General features: G+C 39.9%; 12 protein-coding genes, 3 tRNA genes, 1 rRNA gene, 1 pseudogene and 1 riboswitch. Of the genes and pseudogenes, 2 read left to right on the forward strand and 15 right to left on the reverse strand.

Features of this window, described 5'->3' with window-relative positions; all coding sequences use genetic code 11:
• The first annotated feature begins 53 nt into the window (after window positions 1-53).
• The gene (locus E7K77_RS03860) at window positions 54-374 is read left to right on the forward strand and encodes a hypothetical protein (RefSeq protein WP_278468326.1); all 321 of its coding nucleotides are present in this window, start codon (window positions 54-56) and stop codon (window positions 372-374) included.
• Between the two features lie 43 nt (window positions 375-417).
• Here E7K77_RS03860 and E7K77_RS03865 read toward each other — a convergent pair whose 3' ends face one another.
• The 12 genes and pseudogenes from E7K77_RS03865 to E7K77_RS03915 all read right to left on the reverse strand — a co-directional run bounded on the left by E7K77_RS03865 (window position 418) and on the right by E7K77_RS03915 (window position 15,612).
• Window positions 418-1,572, reverse strand: coding sequence for an MGDG synthase family glycosyltransferase (locus tag E7K77_RS03865; RefSeq protein ID WP_325306477.1), 1,155 nt, complete (start codon window positions 1,570-1,572; stop codon window positions 418-420).
• An 82-nt stretch (window positions 1,573-1,654) separates the two neighbouring features.
• On the reverse strand, window positions 1,655-1,954 hold the full coding sequence (locus tag E7K77_RS03870; protein ID WP_004696710.1) for an HU family DNA-binding protein: 300 nt from the start codon (window positions 1,952-1,954) through the stop codon (window positions 1,655-1,657).
• Between the two features lie 51 nt (window positions 1,955-2,005).
• On the reverse strand, window positions 2,006-2,776 hold the full coding sequence (gene mazG / locus E7K77_RS03875) for a nucleoside triphosphate pyrophosphohydrolase (protein WP_101928795.1): 771 nt from the start codon (window positions 2,774-2,776) through the stop codon (window positions 2,006-2,008).
• A complete protein-coding gene (locus tag E7K77_RS03880; RefSeq protein ID WP_101928794.1) occupies window positions 2,760-4,367 on the reverse strand; it encodes a putative polysaccharide biosynthesis protein in 1,608 nt (535 codons plus the stop codon). The genes mazG and E7K77_RS03880 overlap by 17 nt, the downstream gene beginning before the upstream one ends.
• Window positions 4,364-7,660, reverse strand: coding sequence for a transcription-repair coupling factor (gene mfd / locus E7K77_RS03885; protein WP_278468331.1), 3,297 nt, complete (start codon window positions 7,658-7,660; stop codon window positions 4,364-4,366). Before mfd ends, E7K77_RS03880 begins: the two co-directional genes overlap by 4 nt.
• Before the next feature lie 196 nt (window positions 7,661-7,856).
• Window positions 7,857-7,941: transfer RNA gene (locus tag E7K77_RS03890), tRNA-Leu, on the reverse strand.
• A 565-nt stretch (window positions 7,942-8,506) separates the two neighbouring features.
• A riboswitch (cobalamin riboswitch) is annotated at window positions 8,507-8,678 on the reverse strand.
• 138 nt (window positions 8,679-8,816) lie between these two features.
• Window positions 8,817-9,932 (reverse strand): ABC transporter permease, encoded by a 1,116-nt coding sequence (locus tag E7K77_RS03895; protein WP_101928792.1) that lies wholly within the window; start codon window positions 9,930-9,932, stop codon window positions 8,817-8,819.
• Window positions 9,932-11,044 (reverse strand): ABC transporter permease, encoded by a 1,113-nt coding sequence (locus E7K77_RS03900; RefSeq protein WP_101928791.1) that lies wholly within the window; start codon window positions 11,042-11,044, stop codon window positions 9,932-9,934. Before E7K77_RS03900 ends, E7K77_RS03895 begins: the two co-directional genes overlap by 1 nt.
• A complete protein-coding gene (locus E7K77_RS09965; protein ID WP_443084075.1) occupies window positions 11,041-12,027 on the reverse strand; it encodes an ABC transporter ATP-binding protein in 987 nt (328 codons plus the stop codon). Before E7K77_RS09965 ends, E7K77_RS03900 begins: the two co-directional genes overlap by 4 nt.
• A 315-nt stretch (window positions 12,028-12,342) precedes the next feature.
• Window positions 12,343-12,840 (reverse strand): annotated as a pseudogene (locus E7K77_RS09970) (ABC transporter ATP-binding protein); the annotation flags it as partial.
• 9 nt (window positions 12,841-12,849) lie between these two features.
• Entirely contained in the window at window positions 12,850-13,725 is an 876-nt protein-coding gene (locus E7K77_RS03910; RefSeq protein ID WP_325321172.1) for an efflux RND transporter periplasmic adaptor subunit, read from the reverse strand.
• A gap of 186 nt (window positions 13,726-13,911) precedes the next feature.
• Entirely contained in the window at window positions 13,912-15,612 is a 1,701-nt protein-coding gene (locus tag E7K77_RS03915; RefSeq protein ID WP_325306480.1) for a TolC family protein, read from the reverse strand.
• A gap of 168 nt (window positions 15,613-15,780) precedes the next feature.
• Here E7K77_RS03915 and E7K77_RS03920 point away from each other — a divergent pair, with 168 nt between their 5' ends.
• Window positions 15,781-16,059, forward strand: a complete 279-nt coding sequence (locus E7K77_RS03920; RefSeq protein WP_012864691.1) for a helix-turn-helix domain-containing protein — start codon at window positions 15,781-15,783, stop codon at window positions 16,057-16,059.
• Window positions 16,060-16,182: 123 nt separating this feature from the next.
• On the opposite strand, the gene E7K77_RS03925 is transcribed toward E7K77_RS03920, so the two are convergent.
• From E7K77_RS03925 to rrf, 3 genes are all read right to left on the reverse strand, one after another.
• Window positions 16,183-16,259 (reverse strand) — tRNA-Arg (locus E7K77_RS03925).
• Between the two features lie 112 nt (window positions 16,260-16,371).
• A tRNA-Trp gene (locus tag E7K77_RS03930) sits at window positions 16,372-16,447 on the reverse strand.
• Window positions 16,448-17,598: 1,151 nt separating this feature from the next.
• A 5S ribosomal RNA gene (gene rrf, locus E7K77_RS03935) occupies window positions 17,599-17,715 on the reverse strand.
• Window positions 17,716-17,746: the final 31 nt, after the last annotated feature.

The following is a 17,746-nucleotide window of genomic DNA, read 5'->3' on the forward strand; positions in this document are numbered from 1 at the left end:
ACAGGCGCCCTCAGTAGAATAAACGTAACATATATATTCATGAGGAGGTCCACATGGCGACGGATATAGTTTTAGACTTTTATGAAAGTATCAACTTTGAACTTATCGACATTGATGGGTATGACACATTATTTACTGAGCTCTTAGAGGATGGCACGTATGCAACTGTGTCCGATGATGACGGCTATATGCCAGAGGACTTAGAGACACCAGTCGTATTCAATGTGTACGACGATAACGACTCCTTCCAATGGAGTGTTACCCTTGATGACTCTTACCAATTAAAAGATCTATTGGATGGTGCAGAAAGTACAGATGCTTTCTTAGTTACATTACAAAAACTTCGAAAAGAACATATTGAACAGTATCAATAGAAAAAAGCGATGGCCCTTTAGGTCATCGCTTTTTCTATATTGGTTAGCTAATTGCCTCTTGAGCTTTCACAAGCTCATCTTGTGCACTAGCATCTAAAATTTCAATGAGACTATTTACGATATCAGCAGCCCCATCCACATGCCATTCGCGAGCACGCTCAGACATTTGTTGTAGTCGCGGAGAATTAATTAACAGTGCAGTTACCACATCTTCTAAGTTGTGAATATCACGAGCCCAGCGGGCACAACCTCGTTGCTCTAATAATTCTGCATTTGCCTCTTCCTGCCCTGGGATAGCATTAAAGAATACCATTGGCAATCCGATTGTAACAGCCTCCATACAGGTCAATGCACCAGGTTTTGTGACGAGCAAAGACGATGATTTCATGAGCTCAGAAATATTAGTAGTATAACCATATACGGTGGTCTTCGTCTTCATAGATTCACTAAGGATAACTAACGATTCATAAAGAGACGTATTTTGTCCAGCTACAACGGTAATTTCACCAATACCATTTACTTCATCTAGATGTTTTAAAGCCGTCTCAAGAGAGCCTAAACCCAGGCCACCCCCCATAACAAGAACTTTCACAGGTTCCTCTAAGCTATACTCTTCAATAGCATCACGGAAAAAAGATCGCCGCACTGGAATGCCAGATACATGAATACGAGATTCATCGATACCTGAAGCTACCATTTCAGGTACCATAGATTCTGTTGCAACATAGTAAACATCAATCTGTGGATAGAGCCAAAACTGATGACTACTAAAGTCTGTCATAATAGCCACTAGTGGTACATTTATATGACCTTGACGTTTTAAAATCGATGCCGCCCCACAAGGAAATGGATGTGTAAAGACCATTACATCTGGCTCTTCTTGTTGTACTAGTTTAAGCATGCGGCTTTTAAGTAGGTACGACAATGCGGTTTGCATAATGGTACCTCGTTTTTCCCCTTTCGATACGCGATAAATCATATCATAGAGCATGGGGAATACGTCAATCATCTTGATATAGGTACCCTTAATTAAATGCTCTACAGACATAGTTTCTGTATCAAGAAAATCAACATGAGTAATTGATGCTTGTGGCTCTTTTTCTTTCCAATATTCTTCTATGGCTCTTGCGGCTTGCATATGTCCAGTGCCGATTGAGGCGGACACGATGAGAACCTTCCTTGATGTTTCATTATTCATAATGCACCCTTTCTCTGTGCATTATACCATAAATAGATAAAAAAAAGAGACCTCGAAAGGTCTCTTTCACATCCAATATGGATTATTTTTTGCGTTTTTTAGCTTTTGCAGCGTTAACTTGTTCTTTCAAACCTTTACCAGCTTTGAATGCAGGAGATTTGGAAGCTGCAATTGTGATAGTTTTACCGTTTTGTGGGTTACGGCCTTCACGAGCTGCGCGTTCACGAACTTCGAAAGTACCGAAGCCGATAACTTGTACTTTACCACCAGCTGCTAATTCTTGAGCTACTGTGTCAAATACAGCTTTCACTGCTTTTTCAGCATCTTTTTTAGTTAATTCAGTTTTTTGTGCAACACTTGCGATTAATTCTGTTTTGTTCATGACAGAACCTCCTTAAAATTACAATACCTTAGAAGTGTATAAACCTCTAGGTTACTTTTCCTGCACTTTAGCCTCCTCCCAAAAAGCATCCAGCTCAGCTAATGAAAAGTCTTCCCATGAGCGATCGCTTTGGTTAACACAAGCTTCTACATGTAAAAAACGCTGTCGGAACTTTGTGTTTGTGCGATTTAGTGCATTTTCACCGCTTATTTTATACCATCTGAATAGATTAATCAAGGAAAAAAGCACATCTCCTGCTTCTTTTTCCATATTTTCTCTATTATTTTGGTCAATAGCCTCCTTAAATTCCCCCATTTCTTCGGAAACTTTAGCCCAAACAGGATCAAGCTCATCCCAGTCAAATCCTAGCTTTGCAGCCTTTTCTTGGAGCTTATAAGCCGCCATTAAAGCAGGTAAACTTTTCGATACACCATCCAATACAGAATTTTGAATATTTTTCTTTTCTTGTGCCTTTAATTCATCCCAAGTGTATGACTTTTCATCTTTTTCAGGATTAAAAACACGAGGATGACGACGAATCATTTTTTCAGCAACATCATTAATTACATCTTGAAATGTAAAATGACCAGCCTCCTCTGCTAATTGACTGTGAAAGACAACTTGCAATAATACATCACCTAACTCTTCACGAAGATTTGGCATATCTTTATTATCAATGGCATCTACTACCTCGTAAGTCTCTTCTATAAAATAGCGGCGTAAAGATTCATGCGTTTGCTTTTGATCCCAAGGACAGCCATTTGGTGCACGCAAAGTTTTCACTACATCGACTAAAGGTTGAATATCAATATTGTTCTTCATATAGCTTTGCTTCCTCCCTATTGCGTCTAGCTTGTAAGCGCTTGCCTATGATTGGGAAATGGTAAATATCATCTTTTACGACAGCTTTAGTAAGCCATAACGATAAACCATATACAAAAATAGCCACTACAATTGCTGCAGCCACAGCGCCACCATTGCCTAATAAATCAACAGTGCTCACATAGATGACTTGTGTAGCACCGCCCATGGCCATGGCAGATACTATTATTTTTAATAACTCTAATGTGTTCAGTACCGAACCTACATATCTTTTTACAAAAATATAGTTAATAAGCGCTGCAATAGCAAAGTTTAAATTCGTCGCCCAAGCCGCACCATTAATGCCCAACTCAATACTACCTGTCAATTCATAATCTAAGAATGTCTTCACTAATAAGCCTATAAAAATCGATACCATAGGAATTATTGTTCTTCCTAACCCTTGCAAAACACCTGCAGTAACCTGCTGCCAACCGAGGAACACAATACTCAAGCTAATAACAGCAATAACAGGTCCTGCATGAGGTGTTGCATATATTAGTTGTGATATTGGCGTAGCTAGTACACAAAGTCCAATGCAGGCTGGAATCGTAAACATATTAGCAATTTTAATCGCCGTTTCCGCCCGTTTCACGATGCGATGTACATCACCTTGAGTATGTGCCTCAGATACGGCTGGTACAAGACTAGCGGCTAAGGATGTAGTTAGAATGATCGGCAACCCAATCAGAGATGTTGCCATACCCGTCAGATAACCAAATTGTGTGGTTGCTTCATTGAGATAGTATCCAATATCCATCAATCGTTTTGGGACGATAAATGTATCAATGAGTGATACCATCGGAAGCATAATATTCGCCATAGAAACCGGTATGGCAAGACTAAACAATCGTTTAACTACGGTGCCGTTACTTTCACAAATGGCATTAGGATTCTGTTGTGAAAACATTTTTTCTCGAATATTGCGTTGTCGGTAGTAAAAATAAATTAATACAAGTAACCCCGCCAATACGCCTGGGAATGTAGCAAAGGTCGCACCACCTGCCGCTAAATGAAGTCCTCGATCAATGAAGTAGTATGCCAAACCTACCATAGAAGACACGCGAAAGATCTGTTCAAATACTTGACTCATACCAGTAGGTACCATGTATTGGAAACCTTGGAAATACCCTCTAAAACAGCTTAGGATAGTCACTACAAAAATGGCTGGAGATAATAGCTGAATAGCAATTAAAGCACGTGGATCGGTGATGATTTGATTGTCTACGAGCCATTGTGCACTACCATATAAGGCCAAACTGAACACAAAGCCTAAAATAGCGAGTACCCTTAATGATACAAAAAATACTTGTTGTACGCCTCGCATATCATCATTAGCAAGCTTTTCCGCAATCATAATAGATATGGCTACAGGAATACCTGCAGCAGAAATACTAACGATAATTTGATAGATTGGATAGGCCATCATATATAGGCCAATCCCTTCACCACCTAAAATCCGTGCGATAAGAACTTTACTAAACGCACCGATGACCTTCACGATAATACCGGCTAAGGTTAAAATCATGGCACCCTTTAAAAATCGATTCATAGGCCCTCCTTAGTCGGTGACTTGTGGCTAAGAGCCTTTATCACCGCTTCCGTAATGGTCAAAATAGAACCTTTCATACCATTAAGGCTCACATATAATGTGGCTGGTTTGGTATCCATAAACTTCATTTTTTTCCATAAATCTTCTGGTACAGCCCCCATATCCCAATCGGCCATTTTAGAATCGTCATGCCAATGGATAGTGAGTTGCTTATCTCTACGGACGATACTCTTAATGCCCAGTAGACGTGCTTGCTCCTTAATTTGAGCAATGCGCAACAAACGGTCTACTGGATCGGTTGGTGTACCGAAGCGATCAATGAGCTCATCCGTCATATCGTCGAGTTGCTCTTTAGATTTAATATGTAACAATCGTTGGTATACAGAAATCTTACGAGCACTATCTTTGATATACGCATCATCAATAAACGCATCTACCTCTAAGTCGATAGCTGGATCAATGGATACATCTCGCTCAACTTCTTTATTTTGAGCCTTTGCAATCGCCTCTTCTAACATACTCACGTACATACCAAAGCCGACAGATGCGATATTACCATGTTGCTGTGAGCCTAATAGATTACCGGCACCGCGAATCTCTAAATCTCTCATGGCTAACTTAAATCCTGCGCCGAGCTCAGTGAACTCCTCTATAGCTTTTAAACGCTTTTCAGCTGCCTCTGAAAGTATTTTATCTGGCCGATACATAAAGTATGCATAAGCACGTCTACGAGAACGGCCTACACGCCCTCGCATTTGGTATAGCTGAGATAAACCTAAACGATCCGCATCATAAATAATGATAGTATTGGCGTTAGGAATATCTAAGCCGGTTTCAATGATACTCGTGGACAAGAGCACATCATAATGACCTTCATAGAAATCGGTCATAATCTCCTCAATTTGACGGCCTGTCATCTGTCCATGAGCGATAGCATAGCGTAAATCAGGCAAGGCAGCCGCTAATAGCTCTCCCATATGATTAATGGATGCAACACGATTATATACAAAGTAAACCTGTCCGCCCCTCGCCAATTCTCGCTTGATAGCATCTGCGATGAGATTCATATCGTATTCCACCACATAGGTTTGAACAGGTAAGCGCTCCTCTGGTGGAGTATTGATAACAGACATTTCTCGAACGCCAACGAGGGACATATGTAAAGTCCGCGGAATCGGTGTAGCACTCAAGGTGAGTACATCGATATTGCTAGCCCACTCTTTCCACTTTTCTTTCTGTGCTACCCCAAAGCGTTGCTCCTCGTCTACAACAAGCATTCCTAAGTCTTTGAATACCACCTTTTTGTTAAGTAATGAATGGGTTCCAATGAGAATATCAATAGATCCATCCTCTACGCCTTTAAGAATTTGCTTTTTCTCTGATGTAGTTCGGAATCGATTGAGTACATCTACTTTAACCCCGAATGGAGCAAATCGATTTAAAAAGGTTTGGAAATGTTGCTGTGCTAATACCGTGGTCGGTACAAGTACCGCTACTTGTTTACCGCTCATAACGGCCTTAAAAATGGCGCGCATAGCCACTTCCGTTTTACCAAAGCCTACATCACCAGCGAGCAAGCGATCCATAGGAACAGGTCGTTCCATAGATTCTTTAATTTCCGCCGTAGCCTGTAACTGGTCTTCCGTCTCCTCATATGGGAACGCATCTTCAAACTCTTGCTGCCATGGTTGATCCGGCAAGAATGCAAAGCCTTCTGTGATTTCTCGTTGTGCATATATCTCAACGAGCTTATCTGCCAAATCATCAATAGATTTTTTTGCCTTTGTAACAACTTTAGCCCAGTCACGGCCACCCATCTTATTAATACGTGGCACATCACCTTCGTTGCCAATATATTTTTGCAGTTGATCTAAATTATTAGCTGGTAAGAACAGTTTGTCCGTTCCAGCATAAGCAATCTCAATATAATCGCGGTGAATGCCTTCCGTTTCAATTGTTTTGAGACCAATATACTTGCCGATACCATGCATACTATGTACTACATAGTCACCAGGTGTTAAATCCGTGAAATAATTGATCTCTTGGCCCTTTTTAGGCTTATTTCGAAGCTTGCGCTTTTGTTGTCCGTAAATATTACCTTCTACGACAACTACGAGATGGCTATTGGGCAATTCAAAACCATCTGTTAATAATCCTTTTAAAATAACGACAGTGTTCGGCTTTGCTATCCATGTATCACTATGAGTAAATGCAATATTTTCCCCTTCAAGGGCACGCTCAATACCTTCTCGTCGTTGCTGATTATTTAATACTAGTACCACTTGGTGATTTAAACGATGCCATTGGTTTATTTCGTCTGTTAATAGGGGAATTTGACGCTCAAAGCTCGTCATCGTCTTCCCTTGAATACCAATAGGGTTAAATCCAGTGAGACCAATAGAGCGTTGTTGCATAAATGTGAAAGCCACTTGATTCATAGAATCTACAGTGCGTTGTAGTTCATTCCAATCACAATGATTTTTCCGATGTGTAGGATCTTCCTTAAGGAATTTCTTTAATGCTTCTTGAATACGACCTGGCTCATCATAAATTAGAGTGCCCTCTTTCACATAAGATAATAAAGTACTTTCTGCATCACTTTTACCAAGAAAGAAAGGCGTCACCGTGTAGGATTCAATTTGCTCAATGGAACGTTGATTCTCAACGGAGAAGAAACGCAATGTATCGATCTCATCGCCAAAGAATTCAATACGAATCGGATGATCACTATTTACAGGATAAATATCCAAAATATCTCCACGCACGGCAAAATGACCACGTTGTTCCACCTGGTCTACGCGTTCATATCCAATTGTTACGAGCTGTTCAAGGACTACATCACGTTCAATCGCATCATTTAAAGCAAAATGCAACGATTGTCCCTTTAAGTAATGAGGAGATACAACATACTGTGTAACCTCTTCAGCATTGGCAATGACTACTGCCGGCTCTTGCCACGCCAACAGTGCTAATGCTCGCATCTGCGCACCTTGGTCTTCAAGACTGCGAGCCACAGTCGTAAAGTCTACATGATCTGTTGTAGGAAATGATAAGACTGGCACATTAGGCATGAAAAAAGCTAAGTCCCGTTCCCACATCTCTTTATGGTCCTTATCATGGACTACGATGACTACAGGTTTTGTAAGACCTGCAGAAAAAGATTGACTTAAGAGGAAACTCTTTTGAGATCCGCTAAGACCATATATGACTGACTTCCCCTTTCGCTGAAATGCGTTTAGCCCATCCACAAAGGATGGGTTCTGTGAAAGCAGTTTTGTTAATGTATTATCCATACTGCACCATATAGTATTACTATGATTGTATTAATTAAATAGTTCTAACTCATTTATTATAACATATAACGTAGTAGTTAAATCTGTACCTATCTTCCTATCAAAATGTATGTGTTTATCGATATAAATATCCACGTTAATACTTAATTTAGGCAAAAAAAATACACCTCTAAAGGTGCAATAGGTGCAATAAAGTTGGTGCGGGAGAAGGGACTTGAACCCCCACGCCGTAAGGCGCCAGATCCTAAGTCTGGTGCGTCTGCCAATTCCGCCACTCCCGCGTCTCAACTGAAATAATAATATCATGTATGGAATTCATCGTCAATCATTTTTTTATAAATGACTTAAAATCCATATATCTAAAAATAAATTCCAAGAAAAACAACTATCTAAACCTTATGATTTACGTAAATCTAAAACAAATTCTAAAACTAAAAAATCTTAACTCTACAATTGTATATCTATTAACGCTTAACGCCTCATCTAAACCTAAACTCTACAGGTCTCAATCTAAAAGGTCTTACCGATAACTAATATTTACAAAATAAAAAGAGACTGACCCAGAATCCGAACTACTAGAACCCTGGGTCAGCCTCTTTTTTAGGATGATGATGAATAAATGCATGCCCTACATTTACCATAAAATATATTAACAGTCATAACATATGTCATGCTGGTAATACCAAAAAGGTAATCCACCATGACCATAGCACGACATTTAGGTCGTATAGAACTAAAATCTAAATCAAATATAATGCAATTTAGATTCAATAGAACTAAAAAATCCTTTTTACGAATACGTAAAAAGGAGCTATTAACTTCTCCTCCCTATCTCTCGTAGGTCAAATGGTGAATGTTGAATAGGCAGTTCTCCTGACTCGGCGTCATCGCTCATCTAGCCTTCCCAGTTTCCCAGTGACTTAATTTAGACTCGCTCGACCATACAGTGGCGGGACCGTGCCGGCCTTTAACCGGCTTCTCTATTATGCTTTTCAGCACCTATTCCCAAATATGATATTTTCTATGCCTTTATTCTAACAGTCTACATTCATTTAGTCAATACGGCAGTAGCATATTTATTAATAAAAAAATGCTATATAGGTCTGCCGTATTGTTATAACAAAATATAAAAAGTTTAACGATCTAATCATTAGCTTTATCCAACGCGATTTCTAAATAGCCATCCTGCTATGGACATGCTTATAATGATTAGGATAATCATAGGAATAAAATTAAACCAAATATCCGTCAATCCTGCACCTTCTAAATAAATCCTGCGCATTGCATCAACAGAAAACCGCATAGGATTTCCATATGTAAGATATTGCAATATTTTCGGCATGTTATGTACAGGTGTGATTAATCCGGACAATAATGCTAGTGGAAAAAGAAAGACAAAAACATATACGAGAACTTGCTGCATATTTTTTGCAATAGCCGAAATAGATAACCCCAATCCAATACTACTACTTATAAATGTAAACAACACGGCATACACAAGAAATATGTTGCCCCGAAATGGAACTTTAAACCAAAACATGGCTATTAATAACAATACAGTACTTTGAAACAGTCCTATTATCATGGGTGGTATAGACTTTGCAATCAAAATTTGCATAGATGATACGGGCGTCACCAATAATTGATCAAAGGTCCCCTGCTCTCGTTCTCTCGCCACAGATAAGCCCCCCAACATGATAACTTGTGTCATACTGATCAATATAACGAGACCTGTCAAAAAAGTCCAGGAAGACTGCTGATTTTCATTGTACCATGTACGAGATTCAATCGTGATTCCCTTATGCTCAACACCTAACCAAGTCTGATTGAATTGAGAAATGATTTGCCCCATATAGGCTGCTGCAAGACCTGAAGTCATTGTATTCGTTCCATTTACAATAACAGTAATAGATGTAGGTTGTTTAAGCTTTAAATTTTCTTCAAAATCCTGAGGTATGATAACCGCCATAATAACCTTGTTGGAGTCTATTAGTGGTGCGATTATATCCGGAGAGTTTGCAGATTGATACAGTTCAAAAACACCGGATGAATTAATAGTCGATTCTAATGCAGCTGCGGTCTGCGTATGACTTTCATCAATCAATACATAGGGAACCTTGTTGAGATTATAGGTTGCGGCGTAACCGAAGAGGAACCCTTGAATAATAACCGGTAACAGTAAGATTATACGAGTTTTCGGATCTTTAAAGGTGGCTAATAGCTCTTTCCATATGATGGAGACAATTTGATTCCAATACAGTCGCCAATTCATTATTCCACCTTCTTCCGCGTAATATAAATTGTCAATATTGTAAAGCAAATAGCAAACCCCGATAATACGGCACTATTTTTAATAATCAAATACCAGTTATTTCCACCTAGGAACAATGATTTCAGTAATTCTAAAAAATATGTAGGAGGTAAAAGCCGTGAAATATATTGAATCACCACAGGTTGTGAATGTGGATCAAATAAAAACCCCGTCAATATCAACGCCGGTAAAAAACTGGTAAGTAACGCCATTTGACAAGCTAAGAACTGTTTCTTCGTAAACGCAGATATAAGTAGTCCCATATTTAAGGAAACAATTAAATACAATGTGGACACGATGCAGATGATCCATAAGGAACCACGCATAGGTACTTCATAAAAGAAATACGAAACACCGAGGCAAAACAACAGCCCCAACATGGCCAATACATAATAAGGCACTACCTTAGCCAAAATAATTTCAATAGGCTTAACTGGTGTAACGAATAAAGACTCAAAAGTACCACGTTCCCATTCTCTAGCCATAACGACAGCCGTAAGAAAAACAGATACAATCGTCATGATAATCATGATGAGCCCAGGAATCAAAAACCAGGTACTTGTATTTGCCTCATTAAACCACATGCGAGGGTTCATTGTTATATATCCACCACGTAGCATAAACGGAATATTCTTAACTGCCCATAAGTTAATAGCTGAGTTTACATAACTTTCTATGCTCATCGCTACCGAAGTATCGACACCGTAGTAAATCCCCTGCACTTTCCCTTGTCCACGCATAACTTGAGCAGAAAAGTCCTGTGGAATCACCAATATGGCATCTACCTTTCGTTTTTCCATCAATAGTTCCGCCGTTTTTCTATCGCGAACCGCTATAGGTTGAAAGTACTCAGAGCCGTATAAGGAGTCATACACACTCTGGGTCATAGAATCTTGCCGTTCCATAACCACTGCTATCGGCACGTGTTTAACATCCAAAGTAACCCCTGAGCCGATGAGGATAATAAGTAGTATAGGTAGCACAACACCCAACAAAATAGTGCTAGGGTCGCGCAATACTTGTAAGGTTTCCTTATATACCAATGAGGAAAACCGTCTTATAAATCCGTTCATACGTCATCCTCCTGTTCCCGTTTTTTTAGTATGACGGAGATAAACGCTTCATCCATAGTACAATTCTCATCGCCGGCAATCCGTCTAACTTCATCAGGTGTTCCCAGTACAACGAGTTTTCCTGCATCCTGAATCATAATACGGTCACAATATTCCGATTCATCCATAAAATGAGTCGTAATAATAATCGTTGTTCCTCGCTTTGATAAAGAAGTAATCTGTCGCCAGAAATTACGCCTTGTAAGAGGATCAATACCACTTGTGGGCTCATCCAAGAAAAGAATTTTAGGCTCATGCATTAAGGCAGCCGCCATGGACAAGCGCTGTTTATAACCACCAGGCAAATCACCGGCTATCATATCTCTCACGTCATTCAGACGAAACTCACTGATAACGGCTTCTATACGATCAAGCTTCTTCTGTCCGTGAAGGCCGTACACACCGGCAAAAAAATTCAAGTTTTCCATAACAGACAGATTACCGTACAAAGAAAACTTTTGCGCTACATATCCGAAATTGCTTCTTGCCGCCGTACGGGATTTAACGACATCAATGCCGGCCACGCGCAAATCCCCGCTCGTTACAGGCAATAATCCACACAACATACGAAATGTCGTCGTCTTCCCTGCTCCGTTTGGTCCGAGTAACCCGAATACTTCTCCGCGCTGCACCGTAAATGATGTATTAGCCACCGCCGTAAAATCACCGAATGTCCTCACCAAATGAGATACGGAAATTTCTACTGGACGCTCAACCATTTCATTGGGGGCCAACAAATACTTTCGTTCTTTCTCTATCGCACTTTCATCCAAATCCATATCGATACTATCTAAAGGCTTAGCCCCTTGTTTTGAGGCAATTTCATCCTCTTTTAACAGCATCATAAAGGTATCTTCCAAACGGCTCTGAACTGGTTCTTCCTCCATACCGTACTCATTAAGCCAAGGAATCGAAAGCATTTCTTTTGTTTTTATGTACCTCACAGCACCGGCCTCCGGAACTGCATCCGCCACGCATTTCCTGTCATCCATCAATGCGGCCTGTACATTTCGCATGCTCAATGACTTCGGAATCTTTACCTGAAAGCATCGTTCCTCAGACATTTGAGTCAACTCATGCGGTGTCCCGGTTGCTAAAAAGCGCCCCTTATTGAGGACGAAAACATCTTTACAACGCTCCGCCTCATCTAAGTATGCAGTGCTAACAAGTACGCTAATTCCATCTGTACATACCAGCGACTCTAAAATCTCCCATAACTCCCGCCTTGAAAATGGATCGACCCCTACGGTAGGCTCATCGAGCAGTAATAGCTCCGGAGAACGAACCAATGTACAAGCTAGGCTAAGCTTTTGCTTCATACCGCCTGACAATTTACCGGCTTGACGCTTAGTAAATTTGACTAGCCCTGTCATATGCAGTAATTTTTCAAACCGCTTCGTTCTCACATGCAAAGGAATACCGTGTAAATCTGCATAGAGATTCATGTTTTCACTGACGGATAATTCCTCATAAAGCCCAAATTTCTGAGGCATATAACTGAGTCTATCTTGAACTGCCTGTGAATGTGCTTTCACATCCATTCCGAGGACCTCTAAAGAACCAGCCGTGGCATCCAATAAACCAGCTATCAAACGAATCAAAGTCGTTTTTCCCGCCCCATCTGGACCAACCAACGCAGTTAAACAGCCTTTCCGGATTTTAAAATCCAAATGGTCCAATGCTATTATAGGATCAGCTCCGACAAGGGGGAATTCTTTATATAATTGTGACCCTTCGATTGCATATACATCATTCACTGCACACCTCTATATATCAATGGAAACAGTGGCAGGCATTCCTAAACGGAGACGATTATCAGGATCATCTACATATACCCGCACTTCATATACAAGTGTAGTACGCACATCCTCCGTTTCTACCGATTTAGGTGTAAATTCCGCTACGGAAGAAATATATCCGATTGTTCCGTGAATCGGTTCGTTCTTATATGTATCCGTTGTTACATTTGCATCCATACCGTTATAAATTTTTCCTAAATCCCGTTCGTTCACATATACACGAACCCATTTCTTAGTATTCTCAGCCAATTTAAATACAGGTGTATTCGGTGAAGCCATATCACCGACCTGTAATAATCGGGCCGTTATAACACCGTCTATCGGGGACGTTAATACAGATTGGTTCAGCAAGAACTCCTGACGGGCCAGTTCGCTTTTCATCGCATCCAATTGGGCTTGGGCCTGTGCTATATCTTCCTGTCTTGGCCCTGCGACAGCTAAATTGTATGCTTGCTGAGCCTCGTTTAATTTGGCTTCCGATACTTTCACCTTCGCCTGTATATCATCTACAGACTGTCGACTAACGGCCTTACCATTTGAAGCATTATAGGATTTTTGTAACTTCTCTGCTTCTTGTTTCGATTGCGCTAACGCAGCTTCTGCAGATGTAACTCGTGCCGATGCTTGAGCGATTTCTTCTGGTCTACTGCCTGCTTGCAACTTGGCCACTATAGCTTCCTGTGCTGCAATGCTAGCCTTAGCCTGCTGTACAGCAAGATTCAATTCATCAGAATGTAAATACCCCAAAATCTGCCCTTGGCTCACCACCGCACCTTCATCCACCAAAAGGCTGGCAATCCGGTCACTTCCCCGAAATGCAACATTAACTTCACGCAGATTCACATTGCCTTGCAACACAATATGATGAGAGGCCATGTACGCTTCGTATTGATTATAAGCATAATAACTTACTCCACCCAAAATTATTAGAAAGGCAATCATTATACCTGCGCACTTTTTTCTATTATTCGCCATCCACCGTTTAAGGACATCAAGTTTCTCTTTCATAATCATTCCCCGTTTCTCACACTATTTCTTAGCATGCGAGTCCGCCTCTGCCTCCTGATCCATGTCCATGGCTTCCCAACCACCGCCTAAGGATTTGAATAAACGAACGGTATCAGCAAACTCTTGCCCCCGACTCATGATATATTGCCGCCTTGCAGACAATACATTTCTTCGTGCATCAAGAACACTTAAGTAATCGCTAAGACCGGAGTCAAAATTGGTTTGCGCCAAAGATTCCGCTTGCTGTGCAGATTCTACAGCAGATTTCAATTCCTCAGATTTAATATGATCCTGAGATGCATCCGTTACCGCATTTCGGACCTCTCCTACAGCTTTCAAAACAGTCTCTTCGTAAAGTGCCAAGTATTCCTGTTCCTTTTCCGTTTGTACTTTTATATTCTTACGAATAGCACCGGCATTGAAAATAGGCATAGTAATAGATGGTCCTATTCCTATCATTTTACCGATAGCCGAAATAAGACCTCCCGATGAAAACGACTCCAAGCCTATACTGCCATTTAGTGAAAATCTAGGCTTAATGTCAGCCTTTGCAGCCTTGGTTTTCTGTTGTTGCGCCGCAATACGTCTTTCCGCCGCCTGAATATCAGGCCGTTGTCGTAAAGCTTCCGCCGGTATGCCGATAAACATATGTGGATCCACCGTAGGTAATGAAGTATTTTCCATCAATAACGCGTCAATCTCGCCTGGAACTGTTCCTGTCAATATAGAAAGAGCAGACATTGTGGAAGCTATATTTTTCTTTAATGAAGGAATCTCCGCTTGAGTCTGAGATAATGCATATGTAGCTTGTTGTACAGGTAATTCGTTGATAATACCAGACTGATAATTTATCTTAATCAGCTCCAACGCTTCCTGCTGACGCTTCACATCCTCTTCCGTTATGCGCAATTGCTCCTGTAAAGTTCTTAACGACATATACTGTAATGCTGTTTCCGCGCTCAATGATACCCAGGTGGAATATAAATCCGCCTGTGATGCTTGTAACGAATTCGATGCAGCACGTGATTTTGCTTTTTGTCTCCCGAATATATCAATTTCCCATCGCGCATCAATTCCCAATTTACCGGTTTCTACATTTCCTGTCATCTTATCAGGTATAGGCAAATTCTTTATCGCTTCTCGGTCCGAATCCCATTCGCCCTGACCTCTATTAGCCGACCATGAACCGGAAGCATCTAGCCAAGGTAATCGTTGTGCTTCAGCAATTCCCAACTGTAACCGCCCTTGTCTAACTCGAGAACGAGCTACCTCTAACTGCCGATTATTTTTGAGTGTCAAATCAATTAATTGATCCAATACAGGATCATTAAAAACCTTCCACCAATGGGCTAATTCTTCTTCACTGACCGCTTTTCCTTCTACAACCTCATACGGTAACGGATGTTTTCCCGATTCTTCTACCCAAAAATGTTCATTTAATTCTTTAGTTGCTTTTTGTTTCTCTGAAAGCTTAGGCTCTTCAGCAGCAGTGCTCTTTTTCTTCTTTTTTTTGCCATCCTTGTAATACGATGCAATGACAGAACTGCCTTGGTCAGAATCGTCAACAGTTTTTTCAGACCTATGCTGTACTGTCGTATTATCTCGACTCATTCGATTCGCATCGCCGTTTGATTGACTAAAACTGACGCCCGCGCTAGCACTCCAAGCCCCTAATGCTAAACATATATAAACAATTAAAAGTTGTTTTCTATTCGTCATCATAGCAAACCTCTTTTCATTTCCATATATATCAGTATCATTGTATGTTCATCTTATAATATAAAACCATTATGTATCAATAATATGAAGTATCATTTTAATCTAACTTGAGTTTTATCAAACTTTCACATAAAATAAAAATGTATTAATATAATTCAAGTGGAGGCGATTATGTATATCGGTGAAATCATTAAAAGCTATCGCGAACAACATAATATGACGATCGAAGAATTCGCAAACAAATCGAATCTAAGTCAAGCAGAAATCAACCAATTGGAAGAATTATTTCAAAGCGATGGAACAACACCTTATCCTGTTGCAATGCGACAAATTAAAAGTATAGCTGAAGCCATCGAACAGCCAATCCCCATCATTATGAATCTTATTTCTGCAGATCAAGAAATTGTCGTTAACGTAGTAGCTGAATCAGATCAGCCACATGCGAAATAATAAAACTTAGTTAATTAAATAAAGATCATTAGCTCATAAAAGGACCCTACATAAATATGTAGAGTCCTTTATATACATATAAAAAAAAATAAAAAAGCACCACATTACTGTGATGCTTTAATTTGGTGACCCAGAAGGGATTCGAACCCCTGGCCTTTTGATTCGTAGTCAAACGCTCTATCCAGCTGAGCTACTGAGTCATGTACAAGGTACTCACTTATATTAACATAATGATTGCAGCTACGCAAGCATTTTTTAATATTTTTTGAGTAATTTTATGGACATGCGGTCCGAAGACCGCCATCCAAAATTTGGCAGGGGCAGTAGGACTTGAACCCACAACCAACGGTTTTGGAGACCGCTACTCTACCAATTGAGCTATACCCCTATGTTCATCAAGCTTTGCTTGATACTTGATTAGTTTAACAAATATTACATACTCTGTCAAGAAATAAAGGCTTTTTAATCGATAAAATAATAGTGATTATTAAAGGAAAAGAGCCCTTTCTCAAGGGCTCTTATGTCTACCTAACTTTTACCTTTATATATACGGGAGATGGTATATATAATTAGAGAGTTTTGTATATGTATTGTTTTGTTTATACACAGGGAGAGTATTGTTGTGTATTTAAGTGTTGTTTTATGTGTTGTATTGTTTTGTGTTGTTTGTATTATTTGTAAAAGGGACAGGTAAAAGTTATTAGTAGTAGACCTCCATTTCCTTAGTTGATCTCAATCAACTATAGCTAGTATATAGATAATTCGTGAAAACATAGTGAAAGTGATATGAAATATAATCAAAACGAGTAATTTTTTGTACATTTTGGTATATTATTAAATATCAGAAAAATATCTACAACACACGTATTTACTAGGTTAAACAGAGATCTATATAAAATAGTGATAATTCTATGCATGAATAGAATATGTAATAAATAGTAATTATTAAAATTTATAATTGAACCTCCATTAATTATTTAATCTCAACTAATTGAAAAATATGATTAAAAAATAATGAAATAATTAATACAGTAAACCAGTCATCGCTCTAGCATTTCTATCTTCTACATCCCCACTCATCAGATTTTCTAGTAGAAGAAAAGCCATACATAAAAAAAACACCCCCTTATGTGTGCCTTCAATCAATCAGCGACTTTCTATCAATCCTCACTGTGGATTTTCCTTCACTGCTTTGCAGCTCGGTAAATCTTACGTTCGGAAGAAAGCGATGTGTGGGCCCCATACGTCGTTTAATCCTAATTACTTTTCGCTTGCCCTACTTGCTTCCTCACTGTGGATTTTCCTTCACTGCTTTGCAGCTCGGTAAATCTTACGTTCGGAAGAAAGCGATGCAGTGAATCTGTCGTCGTTTCACTCCTCCATCTTCTACTGCCCTGCTTTTCCCAAGGCCGTCTTACACAGACACGCAAATAGATATAACCTCTACAACCTTGGCTGGAGACGGTTCTAGCAAGGTTAGCTAGTCGAAGACTAGCAAAAAGAAAAGGCCTACCATTCGGTAGACCTTTTCTTTTCGTTAATCAGCAGCTTCCTATCCTCCCAGGCCGTCTCCAGCCAAGTACTTTCAGCGTTTATGAGCTTAACTACTGTGTTCGAGATGGGAACAGGTGGATCCTCATAGCCATCGCCACTGAATCTGTCAGAGTTTGTACTCTGAAAACCACAT

The sequence above is a fragment of the Veillonella parvula genome (assembly GCF_032577575.1).
In the GTDB taxonomy this organism is placed as follows: domain Bacteria; phylum Bacillota; class Negativicutes; order Veillonellales; family Veillonellaceae; genus Veillonella.

Excerpts from the sequence above, each read along its gene's own strand:
- E7K77_RS03860 (WP_278468326.1), top strand. The coding sequence starts at position 54 with ATGGCGACGGATATAGTTTTAGACTTTTATGAAAGTATCAACTTTGAA.
- E7K77_RS03865 (WP_325306477.1), bottom strand. The coding sequence starts at position 1,572 with ATGAATAATGAAACATCAAGGAAGGTTCTCATCGTGTCCGCCTCAATC.
- E7K77_RS03870 (WP_004696710.1), bottom strand. The coding sequence starts at position 1,954 with ATGAACAAAACAGAATTAATCGCAAGTGTTGCACAAAAAACTGAATTA.
- mazG (WP_101928795.1), bottom strand. The coding sequence starts at position 2,776 with ATGAAGAACAATATTGATATTCAACCTTTAGTCGATGTAGTGAAAACT.
- E7K77_RS03880 (WP_101928794.1), bottom strand. The coding sequence starts at position 4,367 with ATGAATCGATTTTTAAAGGGTGCCATGATTTTAACCTTAGCCGGTATT.
- mfd (WP_278468331.1), bottom strand. The coding sequence starts at position 7,660 with ATGGATAATACATTAACAAAACTGCTTTCACAGAACCCATCCTTTGTG.
- E7K77_RS03895 (WP_101928792.1), bottom strand. The coding sequence starts at position 9,932 with ATGAATTGGCGACTGTATTGGAATCAAATTGTCTCCATCATATGGAAA.
- E7K77_RS03900 (WP_101928791.1), bottom strand. The coding sequence starts at position 11,044 with ATGAACGGATTTATAAGACGGTTTTCCTCATTGGTATATAAGGAAACC.
- E7K77_RS03915 (WP_325306480.1), bottom strand. The coding sequence starts at position 15,612 with ATGATGACGAATAGAAAACAACTTTTAATTGTTTATATATGTTTAGCA.
- E7K77_RS03920 (WP_012864691.1), top strand. The coding sequence starts at position 15,781 with ATGTATATCGGTGAAATCATTAAAAGCTATCGCGAACAACATAATATG.